This is a genomic window from Stenotrophomonas sp. 24(2023) (genome assembly GCF_030913365.1).
Taxonomy (GTDB): Bacteria; Pseudomonadota; Gammaproteobacteria; order Xanthomonadales; family Xanthomonadaceae; genus Stenotrophomonas.
Window position 1 is genome coordinate 3,206,857 of sequence record NZ_CP133160.1, and the last position, 16,619, is coordinate 3,223,475.

16 protein-coding genes are annotated in these 16,619 nt (G+C 68.3%); 1 reads left to right on the plus strand and 15 read right to left on the minus strand.

Annotated elements, in window-relative coordinates; all coding sequences use genetic code 11:
• Positions 1–103: 103 nt before the first annotated feature.
• The 3 genes from Q9R17_RS14535 to Q9R17_RS14545 all read right to left on the minus strand — a co-directional run bounded on the left by Q9R17_RS14535 (position 104) and on the right by Q9R17_RS14545 (position 2,679).
• Positions 104–1,165, minus strand: coding sequence for a beta-eliminating lyase-related protein (locus Q9R17_RS14535; protein ID WP_308155306.1), 1,062 nt, complete (start codon positions 1,163–1,165; stop codon positions 104–106).
• Positions 1,166–1,208: 43 nt separating this feature from the next.
• Complete coding sequence (locus tag Q9R17_RS14540) at positions 1,209–1,697, minus strand: LuxR family transcriptional regulator (RefSeq protein WP_308155307.1); 489 nt, start codon at positions 1,695–1,697, stop codon at positions 1,209–1,211.
• Positions 1,698–1,785: 88 nt separating this feature from the next.
• Entirely contained in the window at positions 1,786–2,679 is an 894-nt protein-coding gene (locus Q9R17_RS14545; protein ID WP_308155308.1) for a LysR family transcriptional regulator ArgP, read from the minus strand.
• A 106-nt stretch (positions 2,680–2,785) separates the two neighbouring features.
• On the opposite strand from Q9R17_RS14545, the gene Q9R17_RS14550 reads away from it, so the two are divergent.
• On the plus strand, positions 2,786–3,403 hold the full coding sequence (locus tag Q9R17_RS14550; RefSeq protein WP_308155309.1) for a LysE family transporter: 618 nt from the start codon (positions 2,786–2,788) through the stop codon (positions 3,401–3,403).
• A gap of 55 nt (positions 3,404–3,458) precedes the next feature.
• Here the strand turns inward: Q9R17_RS14550 and Q9R17_RS14555 are convergent, their stop codons facing one another.
• The 12 genes from Q9R17_RS14555 to Q9R17_RS14610 all read right to left on the minus strand — a co-directional run bounded on the left by Q9R17_RS14555 (position 3,459) and on the right by Q9R17_RS14610 (position 16,598).
• Positions 3,459–4,343: an arginase family protein gene (locus Q9R17_RS14555; protein ID WP_308155310.1), complete on the minus strand. Its 885-nt coding sequence runs from the start codon at positions 4,341–4,343 to the stop codon at positions 3,459–3,461.
• A 3-nt stretch (positions 4,344–4,346) separates the two neighbouring features.
• Positions 4,347–5,399: a GNAT family N-acetyltransferase gene (locus Q9R17_RS14560; protein WP_308155311.1), complete on the minus strand. Its 1,053-nt coding sequence runs from the start codon at positions 5,397–5,399 to the stop codon at positions 4,347–4,349.
• 136 nt (positions 5,400–5,535) lie between these two features.
• A complete protein-coding gene (locus Q9R17_RS14565; protein WP_308155312.1) occupies positions 5,536–6,939 on the minus strand; it encodes an aminotransferase class III-fold pyridoxal phosphate-dependent enzyme in 1,404 nt (467 codons plus the stop codon).
• Between the two features lie 45 nt (positions 6,940–6,984).
• The gene (locus Q9R17_RS14570; RefSeq protein ID WP_308155313.1) at positions 6,985–7,671 is read right to left on the minus strand and encodes an MtnX-like HAD-IB family phosphatase; all 687 of its coding nucleotides are present in this window, start codon (positions 7,669–7,671) and stop codon (positions 6,985–6,987) included.
• A gap of 432 nt (positions 7,672–8,103) precedes the next feature.
• Entirely contained in the window at positions 8,104–9,309 is a 1,206-nt protein-coding gene (locus Q9R17_RS14575) for a DegT/DnrJ/EryC1/StrS family aminotransferase (RefSeq protein WP_308155314.1), read from the minus strand.
• On the minus strand, positions 9,306–9,704 hold the full coding sequence (locus Q9R17_RS14580) for a DMT family transporter (protein WP_308155315.1): 399 nt from the start codon (positions 9,702–9,704) through the stop codon (positions 9,306–9,308). Before Q9R17_RS14580 ends, Q9R17_RS14575 begins: the two co-directional genes overlap by 4 nt.
• Complete coding sequence (locus Q9R17_RS14585; RefSeq protein WP_308155316.1) at positions 9,701–10,060, minus strand: EamA family transporter; 360 nt, start codon at positions 10,058–10,060, stop codon at positions 9,701–9,703. The genes Q9R17_RS14580 and Q9R17_RS14585 overlap by 4 nt, the downstream gene beginning before the upstream one ends.
• Complete coding sequence (locus Q9R17_RS14590; RefSeq protein WP_308155317.1) at positions 10,060–10,896, minus strand: alpha/beta fold hydrolase; 837 nt, start codon at positions 10,894–10,896, stop codon at positions 10,060–10,062. Before Q9R17_RS14590 ends, Q9R17_RS14585 begins: the two co-directional genes overlap by 1 nt.
• 80 nt (positions 10,897–10,976) lie before the next feature.
• On the minus strand, positions 10,977–12,353 hold the full coding sequence (locus Q9R17_RS14595; RefSeq protein ID WP_308155318.1) for a sensor histidine kinase: 1,377 nt from the start codon (positions 12,351–12,353) through the stop codon (positions 10,977–10,979).
• On the minus strand, positions 12,350–13,021 hold the full coding sequence (locus Q9R17_RS14600; RefSeq protein ID WP_308155319.1) for a response regulator: 672 nt from the start codon (positions 13,019–13,021) through the stop codon (positions 12,350–12,352). The genes Q9R17_RS14595 and Q9R17_RS14600 overlap by 4 nt, the downstream gene beginning before the upstream one ends.
• Positions 13,022–13,145: 124 nt before the next feature.
• Positions 13,146–14,264: a metallophosphoesterase gene (locus tag Q9R17_RS14605; RefSeq protein ID WP_308155320.1), complete on the minus strand. Its 1,119-nt coding sequence runs from the start codon at positions 14,262–14,264 to the stop codon at positions 13,146–13,148.
• A gap of 126 nt (positions 14,265–14,390) precedes the next feature.
• On the minus strand, positions 14,391–16,598 hold the full coding sequence (locus Q9R17_RS14610) for a TonB-dependent siderophore receptor (protein ID WP_308155321.1): 2,208 nt from the start codon (positions 16,596–16,598) through the stop codon (positions 14,391–14,393).
• Positions 16,599–16,619: the final 21 nt, after the last annotated feature.

Below are 16,619 nucleotides of genomic sequence, written 5' to 3' on the forward strand. Positions count from 1 at the left end.
AAGAGTGGGGTGGGCTCACGCGACGGGTAGCCTCCGTAAAACGTCCGCCAAAACGTAGTGGAGCCGACGTGAAGCCGCCGTCGCCGCGCCCTGCTGGCCGCGCTTACCGCAGGCGGTGCAGCAACGCCTGCAGCGCGTCGATTTCCTCGGTACGGGTGGCCCAGGAGGTAACGAAGCGCGCGGGCACGTGTCCTGCCGGCAAGGGCAGCGAGGCTGGCAGGCTGCTGGCATACCAGTCGTAGCACTGCACACCGGCTTCATGCAGCTGGTCCAGCAGGGAGCGCGGCAGCACGACGAATACTTCATTGGCCTGCACCGGCCAGGCCAGCTGGATCTGCGCGTGCGCACGCAGGACATCGGCCAGCGCCGTCGCGCAGGCATTGGCGTGGTGTGCCAGCTGCAACCAGTGGCCATCGCGCAGCCAGCCGCAGAACTGCGCGCCGAACAGGCGGCCCTTGGACACCAGCTGGCCGGCGCGCTTGCGGCGCAGGTCGAAATCCTCGGCCAGGGCGGTGTTGAAGAACACCACGGCTTCGGCGGCCAGCGCGCCGTCCTTGGACGCGCCGAAGGTCAGCACATCGATGCCGGCCTGGGCCCCCAGCTGCGCGGGCGTGCAGCCCAGTGCAGCCACGGCATTGGCGAAGCGGGCCCCGTCCATGTGCACATGCAGGCCGTGGTGGTGGGCGATGCCGGTGAGTGCGCGCAGTTCGTCCGGGCTGTACACCAGCCCGTTTTCGGTCGCCTGGGTCAGGCTCAGTGCGCTGGGCCGGATGCCGTGCGGGCGCGCATCAGGCAGCTGCTGCAGTGCCTGCTGCAGCGCCTGTGGTGTCAGCTTGCCGCTGTCGGTGGCGATCGGCAGCAGACGCGCGCCACCGGTGAAGAATTCCGGTGCGCTGGATTCGTCGGACGCCAGGTGCGCCTGGGCATGACAGAAGATGCCGCCCCAGGGGGGAGCGATCGCCGACAGGGCCAGGCAGTTGGCAGCCGTGCCGGTGGCGACGAAGAACGCCCGCACGTCGTGCTCGAACAGTCCAGCCAGCAGGCCCTCGGCCTCACGCGTCCAAGGATCGTTGCCATAGGAGGCGGCGGTGCCGGCACAGGCCTCCACCAGTGCCTGCAGGATCTGTGGCGAAACGCCGGACTGGTTGTCGCTGCCGAAATTCATGCTGCCCTCTGCGCTGGATGCAGCAGGCAGCGTACACCGTTGTTCAGGGCAGGCGCTTGAAGTGGTTGGTCTGCAGGATCGGCTGGCCGTCGTGGCTGAAGAAGGCCTTGGTCTCGATCATGGTCTCCGGGTCGGCCCCCACGCTGTAGATGCGGGTGGAAGCGGGCGTGCCATGGTCCACCAGCTGCATCACCAGGGTGTTGGGCGCGGGCAGTGTCGCCGTGGCGACATCGGCAAAATAGCTGCCTTCCAGCGTGACCGGCTTGCCATCCAGGGTGAGGGACGCATCGGAGTTCAGCGCCTTGCCGTCGTGCAGCACGATGTCCACGTGCGAATGCCAGGCGTTGCCGTCGCCCTGCCGGAACTCCATGGTGACCTGGCGTGGCCGCTGCTCCGGCGGCATCGGCAGCGTGGCGATGTCCAGTGCCCAGCGACCCAGCAGCGGGGAGGACGCTGCGGGCGAGCCGGCCGCGACGGCGGGCATGGCCTGCAGCGATAGTACGGACAGTGCCACGGCGGACAGCAGTTTCATGTGAGCTCCCTGCATGATGACGACCCCTGCGTGGGCATCGTGCGCGCGTCGTGCCGTGCACGCAAGCCACGGCGGCTGAATGCGCCTTTCAGCGCAGGCAGCCGGCGGCGGCCCGGTGCAGGGCACCGGTGATGTGCTGCAGGGTGCTCGAACGCACGGCCGCGTGCTGCCAGTACAGCGGCACATCCAGCCAGCGCCGGGGTTCGAGCACGGTGATGCGGCCCGCGGCGCGTGCCGGGGCCAGCAGCGTTTCCGGTACCAGGCACCAGCCCAGGCCGAGCGCGGCGGCCTCGACGAAACCGGTGGACGAGGGCAGGTAGTGCAGCGGCGGTGCCAGGCGGGCACGGGTGATGCGGCGGATGAAGCGCCACTGCAGCTCATCCTTGCGGTTGAAGACGATCATCGGCGCCAGGGCCAGGCTGGCGGCATCCATGCCGTGCACGAAGTGGCGGGCGGCGAAGGTGGGCGAGGCGATGGCGTGGTAGCGCATCGCCCCCAGCGGATGCAGGTTGCAGCCCTTCAGCGGGCGGCCCTCGGCGGTGACCGCGCCGAGCACGGTGCCATCGCGCAGCAGGTCCAGCGTGTGGTCCTGGTCATCCATGCGGATGTCGAACCGGTAGCCGTGCTGCTGGTGAAGCTCGGCCAGGGCGGGCACGAACCAGGTGTCCAGCGAATCATCATTGACCGCCAGCGGGATCGGCTGCGCGGACGGTGCGTGGCCCGTATCGGGCAGCAGTTCCGCCAGGGCCTCCGCTTCCAGCTGTTGCATCGGGCGGACGCGCTGCAGCAGGCGCTGCCCGGCGCCGGTGGGGCGGCACGGCGCCTGCCGCACCACCAGTACCTGGCCCAGCCGGTCTTCCAGGGCCTTGATCCGCTGCGACAGGGCCGACGGGCTGATCGACAGGCGGCGCGCGGCGCTCTCGAAGCTGCCCTCCTCGATGACGGCCGCGAAGGCGGCCAGTTGCGGGTGCATCAGGTCCATTGCCCGGCTCCAGATCAGTTCTGCTTCATGGAATGAAGAAAAACCAGTTTGTCTTAATCGCGAGCCGGGCGCACGCTGCGCGTCCTTTCCGAGGTGGGATGCCTGCATGCTGTTGTCCGCTGTCCTGTCCGGCCTGCTGGCCGGCGCCGGCCTGATCATCGCCATCGGTGCACAGAATGCCTTCGTGCTGCGCCAGGGCCTGCAACGCCGCCATGTGGGCGGGGTGGTGCTGACCTGCATGGCCGGTGACATCGCGCTGATCCTGGCGGGCGTCGGCGGCATGGGGGCGCTGGTGGTGCAGTGGCCGCTGCTGCTGCAGGTACTACGTTTTGGCGGGGCGGCCTTCCTGCTGGCCTATGCACTGCTGGCGGCGCGGCGTGCCTGGCAGGGCGGGCATGCGCTGGCAACAGGCGAAGGGGCGGCAGGTGATGGCCGTGCCGTGCTGCTGGCGTGCCTGGCTTTCACCTTCCTCAATCCGCACGTGTACCTGGACACGATGGTGCTGCTGGGCAGTCTGTCCACCCGTTACCCGCCGCCGTTGCAGTGGGCGTTCGCGGCCGGTGCCTGCCTGTCCAGCGTGCTGTGGTTCGTGTCGCTGGGCTACGGTGCGCGGCTGCTGCAGCCGGTGTTCCAGCGGCCACTGGCCTGGCGCGTGCTGGACGCTGCGGTGGCACTGTTCATGCTGGTGCTGGCCCTGCTGCTGGTGCTGCGGCCATTGGGATGACACGGCAGGGAGCGCTGGCTGTCGGCCAGTGCCCCCTGCAGGGCCGTACAACGGCTCAGCCGTGTACCGGCAGCTCGGCGATGGCGCGCAGCAGTTCGCGGTTCACCCGCTGGTGCTGCTGCTGCCAGTCGGCCAGGGTGGCGCTGGGGATGTCCGGCTGGCCATCGAGCGAGGACAGCAGGCGCTTGAACCGGCTGCGGTAGGTGTACTGCGAAACCTCGCCGGTGATGTCACTGCCGACCAGCCCGCCGGCGCGCAGCGCGGCGATCACCTGCAGCGCATCGCGGCGCAGGAACCGGCCCTGGTCCCAGTTGCTGCGGATCACACTGGGCGAGAACACATCCTTGTCGATGGACAGGTAGGTGGGCTGCGGACGGCGCGCCTGTTCGGCGGCGAAGGTGGCCACCAGGGCTTCGGGCGTGTCGAAGCGGCGGAAGGCATGGCCCAGGCCGAACCGGCTGGCCCAGCGCACGTCCACATCGGTGCACCAGTAGGTCAGCTGTCCCTTGCGCAGCGGTGCCCAGTGGTTTTCCCAGGCGTGGGCCAGGCCGATGTCGTTGGAAGTGATGCCCAGCACATGCACATGCGCGACCTGTGGCAGCGCGGCCGCGGCATGCACCCACGAGCCGCAGTGCATGCCGAACGGGAAGCGCATGTTGTCCGGGTGGTTGTCCAGCACCACCAGCTGGAATGGCGGCCTGCCATGCAGGCGCTCGATCAGCGGCAGGCTCAGGTGATGGTAGTCGCCGCTGCCCAGCATGACGGTACCGTGCTGGGCAGGCAGCTGCGCCAGCACCTCATGCGAGAAGCGCGCCAGGTCGCGGCGGCGGCAGGCAAAGCGCAATGTGTCCTGCCAGCCCTGGCGCGCGATGGCGTGCGCGCCGGTGAGCGGCAGCACCGATTCATCAAGGTCCAGCAGGATCGGGGTACGTGCATCCATGGCTCAGCCTCCCTGGTCCGCTTCGCCGGCGAACAGGCCGGAGAAGCGCCGCAGCAGGGCGCGCAGCAGCGGGTTGCGCGCGTGCACCGCATGCCGGGTGGTGCTGAAGTGGGCACCGAGGTAGGCCTTGATGCGTGAATCGGTCCAGCCGGCGACGTAGTGGTCCAGGCCATGGGCCTGTGCGTATTCGAGGTTGTACATCCAGCTGACGGTATACAGGTTGTGTTCGCGGGCCTGCGGATAGGCGAAGCCCACGTACTTGTCGACCAGCTTGTTGGCGTGCAGGTAGCACAGGTTCCAACCGATCAGCTGGCCATCGTGGTGGTACAGGAACAGCCGGCCATTGGAACGCGCATCGCCCAGCAGCTGCTGCAGGTAGGCCGGGGTGAGCAGGTCGAAGTGCACCTGGCTCTGCTGGAACACGTTCTGGTACAGCGCGTACAGCTGCGGCAGCAGGCGCGGATCGGCCAGTGCCGGATCGCCGGTGGCCACGCACTGGATGTCCAGTACCTGCCGCGAGCGCAGCTTGCGCCGGATGTCCTTGCGCCGCCCGGACGACAGGCGGCCGATGTAGGTATCGACGGTATCGAAGTCGATCGCCACCCAGGCCAGCGGCATGCCCTCGATGCTGACGAAGCCACGCTGTTCCAGCGCCTGCAGGAAGGCAGCGCTGTGCGCATTGGCGCGGGCATCAAGCAGCGGCGAATCGATGGCCAGGTCCTTGACGATCAGCAGCCGGGTGTCACCGGCAGCGTGGCGCAGCACATCCTCGGCCAGTGCCTGTGGATCGACATCGGCCGGCAGCGGGGCATATTCAGTGCTGGTGGCGCCGATGAAGCGCGTGTCCCAGGTCAGCCAGCGCCGCCAGTGGCGGGCCAGCGGCAGTGCCTGCAGGCGCGCATGCACGTCTTCATCCAGCGTGGTGGTCAGGTCCAGCGGCGCGCGGAAGGTCGGCAGCCCGCTGGGCAGGCGGCTGGCATGGAATCCCTGCGGCGGGTGGGCGAGGAACGCGTCCAGCAGTGCCGGCGGTTCCAGCGCGGTGGCCATCTCATGCATGCGTGGCCCCGGTGGTGCTGGGCGGTGGCAGCGGCCGGCCGGCCGCTGCCCACGGGCGTGGAAAGAAGACGGCACCCGAAGGCGCGGACGCCCCCGGATGCCGTAGGCAGGCGAACCTGCATCGACGTAGCCGGCCTCAGCCCTTCTTGGCCTTGGTCAATGCCTGGTCGAGCAGCGTGATGGCCAGGTCGATCTCTTCGTAGCTGATGTTCAGCGACGGCGCGAAGGTGATCACGTTCTTGTACCAACCGCCCACGTCCAGCACCAGGCCCATGCGCTTGCCGTCGTGCAGCAGGTCGCCGGCCAGGCCGATGTCGACCATGCGGTCCAGCAGTTCCTTGTTCGGGGTGAAGCCATCTTCCTGGCAGATCTCGGCGCGCAGGGCCAGGCCCAGGCCGTCGACATCGCCGATTTCCTTGTGGCGCTTCTGCAGGCCGCGCAGGCCATCGAGGAAGTAGGCGCCCTTTTCCGGCACGGTACGCTCGTAGTCCATTTCCTTGCCCAGCTTCAGCACTTCCAGGCCCAGACGGGTGCCCAGCGGGTTGGAGTTGAAGGTGGAGTGGGTGGAGCCCGGCGGGAACACGGTCGGGTTGATCAGCTCTTCGCGGGCCCACAGGCCCGACAGCGGGTTCAGGCCGTTGGTCAGCGCCTTGCCGAACACCAGCACGTCCGGGGTGACACCGAAGTGCTCGATCGACCACAGCTTGCCGGTACGCCAGAAGCCCATCTGGATTTCATCGACGACCATCAGGATGCCGTACTTGTCCAGCACGCGCTTGAGGCCGGTGAAGAAGTTGCGCGGCGGGATGACGTAGCCGCCGGTGCCCTGGATCGGCTCGACATAGAACGCGGCGTACTCGGCCTGGCCGACCTTGGGATCCCACACGCCGTTGTATTCGCTTTCGAACAGGCGCTCGAACTGCCACACGCAGTGGTCGGAGTACTCGTCGGCGGTCATGCCCTTCGGACGGCGGAACGGGTACGGGAACGGGATGAACATCGCGCGTTCGCCGAAGTGGCCGTAACGGCGGCGGTAGCGGTAGCTGGAGGTGATCGACGAAGCACCGAGGGTACGGCCGTGGTAGCCGCCTTCGAAGGCGAACATCAGGCTCTTGCCGCCGCGTGCGTTGCGCACGATCTTCAGCGAGTCTTCAATCGCCTGCGCACCGCCGACGTTGAAGTGCACGCGGCCGTCCAGGCCGAACTTCTCGTGCATGTCGACGGCGATCGTCTTGGCCAGCTGCACGCGGGTCGGGTGCAGGTACTGGCTGGCCACCTGCGGCAGCGTGTCGATCTGGTCCTTCAGCGCATCGTTCAGGCGCTGGTTGCCGTAGCCGAAGTTGCAGGCCGAGTACCACATCTGCAGGTCCAGGTACGGCACGCCGGCGCCGTCGAACATGTAGCTGCCGTCGCCGCGCTGGAAGATCTTCGGCGGGTCGACGTAGTGGACGGTATCGCCGAAGGAGCTGTAGCGGGCTTCGTCGGCCAGCAGCTGCGCGTCGGTGGCGGCTGCGTCGGCGTTCTTGTCAAAGATGTTCATTCAGTTCGATTCCGTGAGGATGATGTCGAAACAACGAAGGGGAGGTCAGGCGACAGCCAGGATGCGCGGCAGGGCGCTGGGCACCAGGCTGCCGTCGAGCAGGCGCGGCAGCAGAGCGGTGGCCTGGGCGAAGGTGGTGATGGGCGAATGCGGAATGCCGGCGTTGTTGCAGTGATCGATCAGGCGGCGCTTGGCGAACACGTAGTCGGCGCGTTCGGAAACGCAGAAATCCGAGGCGCCATCGCCGATCATCAGTACGCGCGGTGCATCGTAGGCACGCGACTGCGAGGCGATGGTGCACTTGCAGGTGCCACTGCGGCAGTTCTCGGCCTGGTACGGCGATTCCAGTTCCCAGTGGCCATCGGCCCAGCGCAGGTGGTTGGCCACCACCGGCAGCGGCGGCAGGCCGTGGTTGGCCAGGATGCGGTGGATGGCGTAGTCCAGGCCGTCGCTGACGATCTTCAGCGGCAGGCCCAGGCGATGCGCTTCGGCAGCGAACGCCGCGAAATCCGGGTCGATCTTCACCTGGTCCAGGTGCGCATCCAGTTCGGCCGGGTCCAGCTTGAGCAGGCGGACCTGGCCCTGCATGCATTCGCGTGAACCGATCTGCCCGGCACGCCACTGGTCTTCCAGCGCTTCCCAGCCGGGCTGGCCGTACTTGTCCAGCAGCGAATCGATGACGTCCTCGAGGCTGATGGTGCCGTCGAAATCAACCAGGATGCTCCAGCGCATGACCATGTCCATCGAAAAAGGGGGAACCGCCACGGGCCCACGGACCAGCGACAGGCTCACTGTAGGAAGGCATCCTTTCCCGATCCTTTCCTTGCCTTTCGCCCGGTGCACAGGGACGGCAATGGTTCAGCGACGTCGGAATGACGTCGGAACGGCCGGCAGCAGCTGTCGCGCTGGCTGGGGGCGGGCGGCCTGCAATGGCAGGCCATTCCGTATGTGGACATCGAAACCGCCAACGGGACGGAACTGTCCACTACCGATGGCCTGTCGTTGCCGCTGGCCAGGGCCGGCCGCTGGCAGGCCGGCGTCCATGGCGACTACCTGTGGGGACGCAGCCGCCGGGATGTCGGGCGGCAGCTCGCGCATTCGCTGGCGACCATCAACACGCGCGTGCATGCCGGTGGCTTCGTCGGGTATGCGCCGCTCAAGGCGCTACTTCTGAGGCATCAGGCCTTTGACGATGGCATCCACATCGGCCTCGGTCCACCATGGGCTGTTGCCGACCGTCAGCATGCGCGCGGCGAAGTCATGCGCGTTCGGCATGGCCCGCTGCGGCACGATGCCGCGCAGGTAGCTGTAGTCGGGCAGGGCGTGGATGAACATCCGGCTTACCCCCAGGCCTGCCGGCCACAGCGTGGCCAGTGCGGCATCGCGCGCGCGCTGGCTGGGCAGGCGCACCATCAGCATCGGCCAGGTACCGTCGCGGCCGGGGGCATCATCGAGCACGGTCACGCCGGGCAGGCGCTGCAGGCGTTCACGCAGGTAGCCGCTGCGTTCGCGCGCGGCCTGAAGGAAGGCGGGCAGGCGGCGTGCAGCACGTGCCCCCACCGATTGCCGCCAACGGCTGACACGGTGCTGTGGCACCTGCAGCGGGAATACATCGCCCACGGCATCTTCCAATGCGTTGCATTGCAGGGCCTGGCGCAGCGGGCGGCCATAGACCAGCGGCAACAGGCCGGGCCGGTAGCACAGCGCCAGCCCGAGCAGTTCGGCGCTGCGTCGCAGTTCCCAGCGCAGGTCACGCGGCGCCAGCACGCTGGCGTTGTCACGCAGCGCCGCACGCAACGAGGGATCGGCACAGGCCAGCAGGCCGCCCTCGAACAGGCTCAGTCCCTTGCCGGCGGCCAGGCTGAAAAAGCCGATGTCGCCCTGCAGGCCGACGCTGCGGCCATCCACCCGTGCGCCCAGTGCCTGTGCGGCGTCTTCAATCACCCAGGCGCCCACGTCGCGTGCGATCTGCACGGCCGAGGCCACATCGGCCACGCGGCCGCCCAGATGCGTGGGCAGCACCGCCAGCGTGCGCTCGCTGCAGGCCGCACGCAGTGCATCGGGGTCCATGTCGAAGTGGCCCGGGCGCGTGTCGCACAGGCGCATGCGCAGGCCGGCGGCGTGCACGGCAATCGGCACCAGCGGGCAGGTGTAGGCCGGCACCACCACGGTGTCGCGTTCCGGCGCGCGCTGTTGCAGGGTACGCAGGGCGATCAGCAGTGCCGCGGTGCCCGAGCAGGCCAGCTGCAGCGGTGGTGTGCCCAGCTGCGAACCGAGCACCGCGCACAGGTCACCGCCGCCAGGCAGGAAATCGCTGGCCTGCAGTGGCAGGCCAGCGGTGGGCGGCAGTTCGCGCGGCAGGGTGATCATGCCTTCGCGGCAGTCTCATCGTGCGGGTCATCGGCCTCGGCACGGCCCAGGCACAGGATGCCCACCACGATCAGCACCGCCCCCACCAGGTGGTGCAGGGTCAACGGTTCGTGCAGCAGCCACGCCGACAGCAGCAGCACGCTCACCACCTCCAGGTGGGAGGCTGCGAATGCCGGGCCGATCGGCGCATGCCGCAGCAGGCTCATCCAGGTGAAGAATGCGCCGATGTAACCGATGATCGCGCCATATACCCACGGCTGCGAGGCCACGCGCATGACCCAGGCCATGTTCGCTTCCACCGGCAGGGCGCCATCACCGGCCATCTTGAAGCACAGCTGGGCCAGCGTATCGAAGGCCATCAGCAGCGGGAAACCGATGAGGTAGAGCCGCCTCATGCGCCCAGCCCCACCACGGCCACGCCGGCGCTGACCAGCAGCATGCCGGCCACGCGCAGCGGCGTGAGCCGCTCACGGAACAGCACGCGGCCGGCGATCATCAGCGCCACGATGTTGATCGAGCCCAGCAGCACGCCCATCGACAGCGGCACCAGCGACAGGAAGGCGATCCAGGCGACGAACTCGAACACGTAGCAGGCCACGCCCAGCCACAGCCACGGCCGCATCGCCATGTGCTTCCAGCGCTGCAGGCCTTCACCGTCCTGCGGATCGGTGGCGGCGGCCTTGAAGGCCAGCTGGCCGCCGGTATCGAGCACGACGTTCACCAGCCACAGGGTGATCGCCAACCCTCCCATCAGGCCACCTCCGGCAGGGCCGGCTGGCCGGCCGAGACGGCAGTGAAGAAGGCCGCGCTGCGGCGGATCACTTCGCGGCGTTCGCGGTCGATGGTGATCATGTGGTAGCTGTCATCCAGGATCACCAGCTCGCGCGGGCCACTCACCCGGGTCATCACCAGCTCGGCATTGCCCAGGCTGGCCACATCGTCCTCGCGGGCATGCACCACCAGGCAGGGGGCGGTCACCTGGTGCAGGTGGCGGCGGGTCCACTTGGACAGGGCGCCCATTTCCGCCAGTGCGTGCCACGGGTTGCCGGGCAGGCCGGCGGCGGCGCTGTCGCCGCTGAGCATGGCCGCGCTGATCTGTGCCCGCAGGCGCTCGTCGCGCAGGCCGTAGGGCGGTTCTTCCATGAACATGCGGTCGCGGCCGATGCCCAGGCGCTTGAACCAGGGCAGCACGAACGACAGCTTGGCCACGGCCGGGATGTTCCAGCCGTCATAGCGGAAGGTGGCGCCGTACACGCCCACGCCGGAGACCAGCTCAGGCCGGCGCGCGGCCAGGGCCAGGGACAGCACGGCGCCCATCGACAGGCCGCCCACGAACAGGGTGTCCACCCGCGTGCGCAGCTGTTCGGCGGCCTTTTCAACGCCCTCGTACCACTGTTCCCAGGTGGTCTGCAGCAGGTCATCGACCGTGCCGCAGTGGCCGGGCAGCTGCACGCCGTGCACGGTGAAGCCGGCCGAATGCAGGCCCTTGCCCAGCACCCGCATCTCCGCGGGGGTGCCGGTCAGGCCATGGACCAGCAGCACGCCCTGCGGGCCGCCGGCATAGAAAAACTCATGGGAAGCGGTCACCGTCACGGCTCCGGCACGTCATGGGGGGAGTGCAGGATGGCAACCGGGGTTTTCGCCAGCCTTTCATCCCCCTGTCCGGGTCAGGGGCGCTTCAGCCGCGGGATGCGGATGGCCACCTTCAGCCCGCCACTGGGCACGTGGAGGTAGGCGATGCGCCCGTCCATGTGGTCCACCGCTTCGCGGGCGATGGCCAGGCCCAGGCCGGTGCCGGTCTCGCTGGTGCCCGGTGCACGGAAGAAGCGCTCGCCCAGCCGCTGCATCACCTCGGCCGACACGCCCGGGCCGTTGTCCTCCACGAACAGCTCGACCTCGAAATCGTGCAGGTCCAGGCCGACGGTGACGGTGGTGCCCTTGCCGGCGTAGCGCAGGGCGTTGTCGATCAGGTTGTCCACGGCCTCCTGCAGCAGGGCGGCATTGCCCTCGATCCACCAGGGGCCCTCATCGCTGCGGTAGCCCAGGTCCACCCCGGCACGGATCGCATCGGGCACCCGGCTGCCCACCCAGTCCGGCACGTGGGTGCCCAGGTCCATCGCCTGCAGCGTGTCCGGCACCGCCTGCGCGCGTGCCAGCGCCAGCAGCTGGGTGCTGACACGGGTGGTGCGTTCGTTGAGGCGGCGGATGTGCTGCAGCGATTCGCGCACGGTGGCCGGATCATCGTGCGCCAGGGCCTGCTCCACGTGCAGGCCCATGCCGGTCAACGGTGAGCGCAGCTGGTGGGCAGCGTCGGCGATGAAACGGTTCTGCTGCGCGATCATGTCCGCCTGGCGGTGGATCAGCCCGTCGATGGTGCTGATCAGCGGTTCGATCTCCACCGGGACGTCGGCATCGGAAATGGGGGTCAGCTCGCCCTCGCGCCGGGCCAGGCGGTTGGTCAGCGGGGTGAGGATGCGCAGGCCGTGCTTGACCCCGAACCAGACCAGTGCGGTCATGCACACGATCAGCGAGGTCATCAGCGGAATGGTGATCATCAGGATTTCCTGCGCGCGATGGCGCCGGTCGGCCATGGTTTCGGCCACGGTCACCGCCAGCCGGTCATCCGGGTTGTCCGCGCTCTGCGTGCAGACCGTGGCCATGCGCACGCGCTGGTCGTTGAGCGTACCGCTGTAGAGCATCGGTTCCTCGCGCGCGCATTCCTGCGACGGCGCATAGGCGCTGAAATCGGCATTGCCGCTGATGGTGCCCAGGCGCCGGCTCTGCACGTTGAAGTAGCGGTGGCCTTCGGAGTCGTACTCGATCAGGAAGCGCGCCTGCGGGGACAGGTCGCCGGTCAGCGGCATCGTGTCGAGCATCTGCGCGAAGGACACCGTGTCATCCACCAGGCTGCGGTCGTGGATGCGGTTGGAATAGTTCAGGGCGACGTAGTAGGTCAGGAACGCGTTGAGCGTGAGCAGGGCCAGCATCGGCACGGCCAGGAAGGCCAGCAGCCGGCGGCGGAGGCTGGGGCGGCCGCGCATCATTCGTTCACTTCTTCCAGCATGTAGCCCAGCCCGCGCACGGTACGGATGCCCATGCCGCCGGGCTGCAGCTTGCGGCGCAGACGGTGCAGGGCGATGTCCAGGCCGTTGTCGGTCAGGTCCTGGCCCCAGTCGCACAGGGCCTCGACCAGCTGGCCGCGGGAGACGATGCGGTCCGGGCGCACGGCCAGCGCCGAGAGCAGGCCGAATTCACGGGCGGTCAGTTCCAGCGGTTCCTCGCGCAGCCAGACGCGGCGGCCGGGCAGGTCCAGCCGCAGGTGGCCGATGCGCATGTCCGGGGTGCCGTTGCTGGTGACCCGGCGCAGCTGCGCGCGCACGCGGGCCTCGAACTCGTCCAGGGCGAAGGGCTTGATCAGGTAGTCGTCGGCACCCAGGTCCAGGGTCTGCACGCGATCGCTCAGGCCATCACGCGCGGTCACCACCAGCACGGCCAGGCCATCGCCACGCTGGCGCAGGCGCTGCAGTACGGCGTGGCCGTCCAGGTTGGGCAGCCCCAGGTCCAGTACCAGCAGGGAATAGGGGGTGGAATTGAGCGCGGCATCGGCATGCGCGCCATTGTCCACGTGGTCCACCACGTGCCCCTGCCGGCGCAGCGAGGCGCACAGGCCCGAGGCGATATCGGGGTCATCTTCGGCAATCAGCACGCGCATGGCTTGGCTCCAGTTCTGCGGGGGACGGCCGCCAGGCCGCCCCCGATGACCGCGCAGGGTAACGCCAAGTGCAGCGCCGTGGGCGTGAGGCCCGGGCGAAGGCCTCCCTGCGATGGCCGCCCGTTCAGTCGTCCAGGCCCATCTGGCCTGGCGCCAGCGGTACCCGCGAGCCGTCCAGCAGGCCACGGCTGAGCGCGCCGTCCTCGATGAACAGCAGTTCGCCGTTCTGGCCGTTTTTGATGCTGCTGTCGATGGCGATGACCCGGTCGCCATGGAAGGTGCTGACGTGCGGCATCGAGGTGTGGCCGACCACGATGCGCTTGAGCTGCAGGCGGTCCAGGATGGCCTGCACGCCGGCCGTGTCCAGGCGGCCATCGAAGTAGCCGCGGTACCAGATCGGGCTGGTCTTGCCGTCATAGAGCGGCGCGGTGGCCGGGTTGGCCTTCACCTCGGCCTTGGGCGTGCCCAGCGAGGCCTGGTAGGCGGCATCGGTGCGCGCCGGGTCCAGGGCCAGTTCCACCGCTTCGGGCGAGATGCCGCCGTGCAGGAACAGGGTATCGCCGATACGCAGCAGCACCGGGCGGGTCCGCAGCCACTGGCCGATCACCGAATCGGCGCCGTACAGCTGCGGATAGCTGCGGCCCAGCAGCTGCGCACTGCGCAGGTACTTCGGGTTGACGTAGCGCAGGTCGTCGTAGAGCACCATGGTTTCGTGGTTGCCCAGCACGAAGTGCACCGCACCGCCCGCTGCGGCCGCCTGCTGCTGCAGGCTGTACAGCAGCCAGAAGGCCTCGGTCACCTGCGGACCGCGATCAAAGACATCGCCGGCGATGATCAGCGTGTCGCTGCCCAGCGCCCAGCGGTCCTGCGCGTCGATGACCTTGTTGGCACGCAGCAGCTGCACCATCAGGCCGTACTGGCCGTGGATGTCGGACAGGGCCACGATGCGGCGGGCGGCCGGCAGCACGGCCGGTGCCGGCACCGCCGCCGGCAGCAGGTGCAGGGCGTGGCCATAGCCGCAGTCCGGCAGCGGTGCCAGATCGGTGCCCCCGGCCTGGGCGGTGACCCTGCGGGTCGTTACCTCATCGTTGCAGATCCACTGCGCGCGCAGCTGGTCGCCCTCGCGGAAGACATAGGGGCCGTCGCTGGCCACGTGCGCGGCCGGTTCGGCCACCTCGCGGGCATCCACCGCCGGTGATGCCAGCAGCAGGGCGGCGGAAAGGGGCAGGGCACGGCGCAGCATCGGCGGGTTCCTCGGGGCAATGAAAAGGGCGGGCCCGCAGGCCCGCCCGTGATGCTACGCCGGCCTGCGCGCCCCGGCATGGGCCGAAGGTGGGCCCGGCTTTGCCGAGTCAGGCGCCATGGCCGTTCAGAAGCGTGCGCGCAGGTTGAACAGGACCCGGCGCGGTTCGCCCCAGTAACCCGCATTGAAGAAACCCACGTTGCGGTAGTAGACCTTGTCGAACAGATTGGTCACCGTGACACCGACGCTGAAGGTGTCGTTGATGCGGTAGCGGCCCATCAGGTCGAACAGCACGTAGCCGCCCTGGCCCATCTTGCCGACGGCGGTGACCGGCGTGCCGTTGCTGTTGAAGCGCCCGGTGGGAATGGGCTGCATCTGGAAGATTTCGCTCTGCACGGTGAAGCCACCGCCAAGCGTCCAGTCGCCCCAGCGGTAGGTGGTGTTGAAGCGGGCCAGGTGCATCGGGCTGGTGCTGGCAAAGCGGCTGCCATCAGGATTGCTGCTGTAGGCATAGGTGTAGCCACCGGTCATGCTCCAGCGGTCGGTGATCGAACCGGACACCTCGAACTCGCCCCCCTGGGTGGTGATGCCGCGGCTGGCGATGTACGGCACGCTGCCATCGGGCAGCCTGATGCCGGCACCTGCCGGGTCTTCGGTGCTCACGTTGTCCTGCTTCATGTAGAAGCCGTTGAGCGAGGCGTACAGGCGGCCGCCGAAGAATTCGCCCTTCAACCCGTATTCGTAGTTGCCGCCGGTGGTCGGGTCCAGCAGCTGGTTGTTGATGTCGCGGCGGGCGGTGGCCTGGAACACATCCGAATAGCTGGCAAAGGCGGTGATGCTGCCGGACAGGTCATACAGCACGCCCACATACGGCGTCAGTTCGTGGGCGGTGCTGCGTGCGTTGCGGCTGGTCAGCACGCCGTTGGCATCGAAATTGTCGGTGGCGGTGCGGTAATCGGAATAGCGGGCACCGGCGATGATCTTCAGCGGGTCGATCGGGTTCAGGCGCACGGCGGCGTAGTAGCCGGTTTCGGTGGTGTTGGCCGTGTTGAGCGGAATGCCCGCGTTGTAGGTGGTGGGCCGGCCGATCTCACCGTCCCAGCTGTAGATGCTGGGGAAGGCGTTGAGGTTGTACGGGCGCGAGGTGATACCGGCGCGGATCGTGTCCAGGTCGCGGTCGTAGTGGTTGATGCCCAGCACCAGCTCGTGGCTGCGGCCGAACAGGGTGAACGGGCCGGAGGCATACAGGTCGAAGGCATCCTCGCGGGTTTCCGAGACCGAGTAGGTATCGGAAATGCGCAGGCCCAGCCCGGTTGCCGCATCGGCCCAGTTGCCGGTGTTGGAGCCGGCCAGCAGCAGCGAGTCGGTATCGGTGGCGCGGTGGTTGTAGGCCAGGCGGCCGCTCCAGCCTGCGCCGAACTGCTGTTCCAGGGTGGCGAACAGGTTGGTGCTTTCGCGGTTCCATTCGTTCCAGCGGGCGGCGGCGCTGTACGAGCGCGGCATGCGCGCACGGCTGCCGTCGCGGAAGTACAGCGGCGAGGCGCTCCATGCGCCGCCGTCGGACGCGGTTCTGAGATGGTCGATGCCCACGCGCAGGCGGGTGCTGTCGGTCAGGTCGGCCTCCACCACGCCATAGACGCTGGGCGAGGTGTCGTGCTGGAAGCGCACCCAGCTGTCCTTGTCGGTGTAGGCGCCGACGAAGCGGCCACGCACGCGGCCGCTGGCGGTCAGCGGGCCGGACACATCCACTTCGGCACGGCGGTAATCCCACGACCCGGCACTGAGGCTGGTGCTGGCCTGGAACTGCTCGGTGGGGCGCTTGCGCACCATGTTCACCGTGGCCGACGGATTGCCCGAGCCGGTGACCAGGCCGCTGGCACCGCGCACCACTTCGATGCGCTCGTAGATGGAGGTGTCGCTGAGGATCGAGTTGCCGCCTGCGCCGGTGGTGTAGTTGGTGGGGATGCCATCGAACATGAAGTTGTTGATGGCAAAGCCGCGCGCGGTGAACAGCGTGCGGTTGCTGTCATAGGACTGCACCGTCACGCCGGGCGTCTGCTGCAGCACTTCGGCAATGGTGATGAGGTTGAAATCCTCGATGCGCTGGCGGGTGAACACGGTCAGCGACTGCGGGGTTTCGCGCAGCGTCAGCGGCAGCTTGGTGGCGGTGTTGGTGCCGTAGACCTGGTAGCCCTCGGTGCGCTGGGTCACCATCACCCGGTCCAGTTCGGTGGTGGTCGGCGCAGTGTCCTGGGCGAACGCCGGTGCGGCGGCGCAGGCGAGCGACAAGGCGAGGGCGTTCCGGCGCAGGGCGCCAGGGGAAGGCTGCTTCATGATGGAACCTCGATTTCTAGA

Excerpts from the sequence above, each read along its gene's own strand:
- Q9R17_RS14535 (WP_308155306.1), bottom strand. The coding sequence starts at position 1,165 with ATGAATTTCGGCAGCGACAACCAGTCCGGCGTTTCGCCACAGATCCTG.
- Q9R17_RS14540 (WP_308155307.1), bottom strand. The coding sequence starts at position 1,697 with ATGAAACTGCTGTCCGCCGTGGCACTGTCCGTACTATCGCTGCAGGCC.
- Q9R17_RS14545 (WP_308155308.1), bottom strand. The coding sequence starts at position 2,679 with ATGGACCTGATGCACCCGCAACTGGCCGCCTTCGCGGCCGTCATCGAG.
- Q9R17_RS14550 (WP_308155309.1), top strand. The coding sequence starts at position 2,786 with ATGCTGTTGTCCGCTGTCCTGTCCGGCCTGCTGGCCGGCGCCGGCCTG.
- Q9R17_RS14555 (WP_308155310.1), bottom strand. The coding sequence starts at position 4,343 with ATGGATGCACGTACCCCGATCCTGCTGGACCTTGATGAATCGGTGCTG.
- Q9R17_RS14560 (WP_308155311.1), bottom strand. The coding sequence starts at position 5,399 with ATGCATGAGATGGCCACCGCGCTGGAACCGCCGGCACTGCTGGACGCG.
- Q9R17_RS14565 (WP_308155312.1), bottom strand. The coding sequence starts at position 6,939 with ATGAACATCTTTGACAAGAACGCCGACGCAGCCGCCACCGACGCGCAG.
- Q9R17_RS14570 (WP_308155313.1), bottom strand. The coding sequence starts at position 7,671 with ATGCGCTGGAGCATCCTGGTTGATTTCGACGGCACCATCAGCCTCGAG.
- Q9R17_RS14575 (WP_308155314.1), bottom strand. The coding sequence starts at position 9,309 with ATGATCACCCTGCCGCGCGAACTGCCGCCCACCGCTGGCCTGCCACTG.
- Q9R17_RS14580 (WP_308155315.1), bottom strand. The coding sequence starts at position 9,704 with ATGAGGCGGCTCTACCTCATCGGTTTCCCGCTGCTGATGGCCTTCGAT.
- Q9R17_RS14585 (WP_308155316.1), bottom strand. The coding sequence starts at position 10,060 with ATGGGAGGGTTGGCGATCACCCTGTGGCTGGTGAACGTCGTGCTCGAT.
- Q9R17_RS14595 (WP_308155318.1), bottom strand. The coding sequence starts at position 12,353 with ATGATGCGCGGCCGCCCCAGCCTCCGCCGCCGGCTGCTGGCCTTCCTG.
- Q9R17_RS14600 (WP_308155319.1), bottom strand. The coding sequence starts at position 13,021 with ATGCGCGTGCTGATTGCCGAAGATGACCCCGATATCGCCTCGGGCCTG.
- Q9R17_RS14605 (WP_308155320.1), bottom strand. The coding sequence starts at position 14,264 with ATGCTGCGCCGTGCCCTGCCCCTTTCCGCCGCCCTGCTGCTGGCATCA.
- Q9R17_RS14610 (WP_308155321.1), bottom strand. The coding sequence starts at position 16,598 with ATGAAGCAGCCTTCCCCTGGCGCCCTGCGCCGGAACGCCCTCGCCTTG.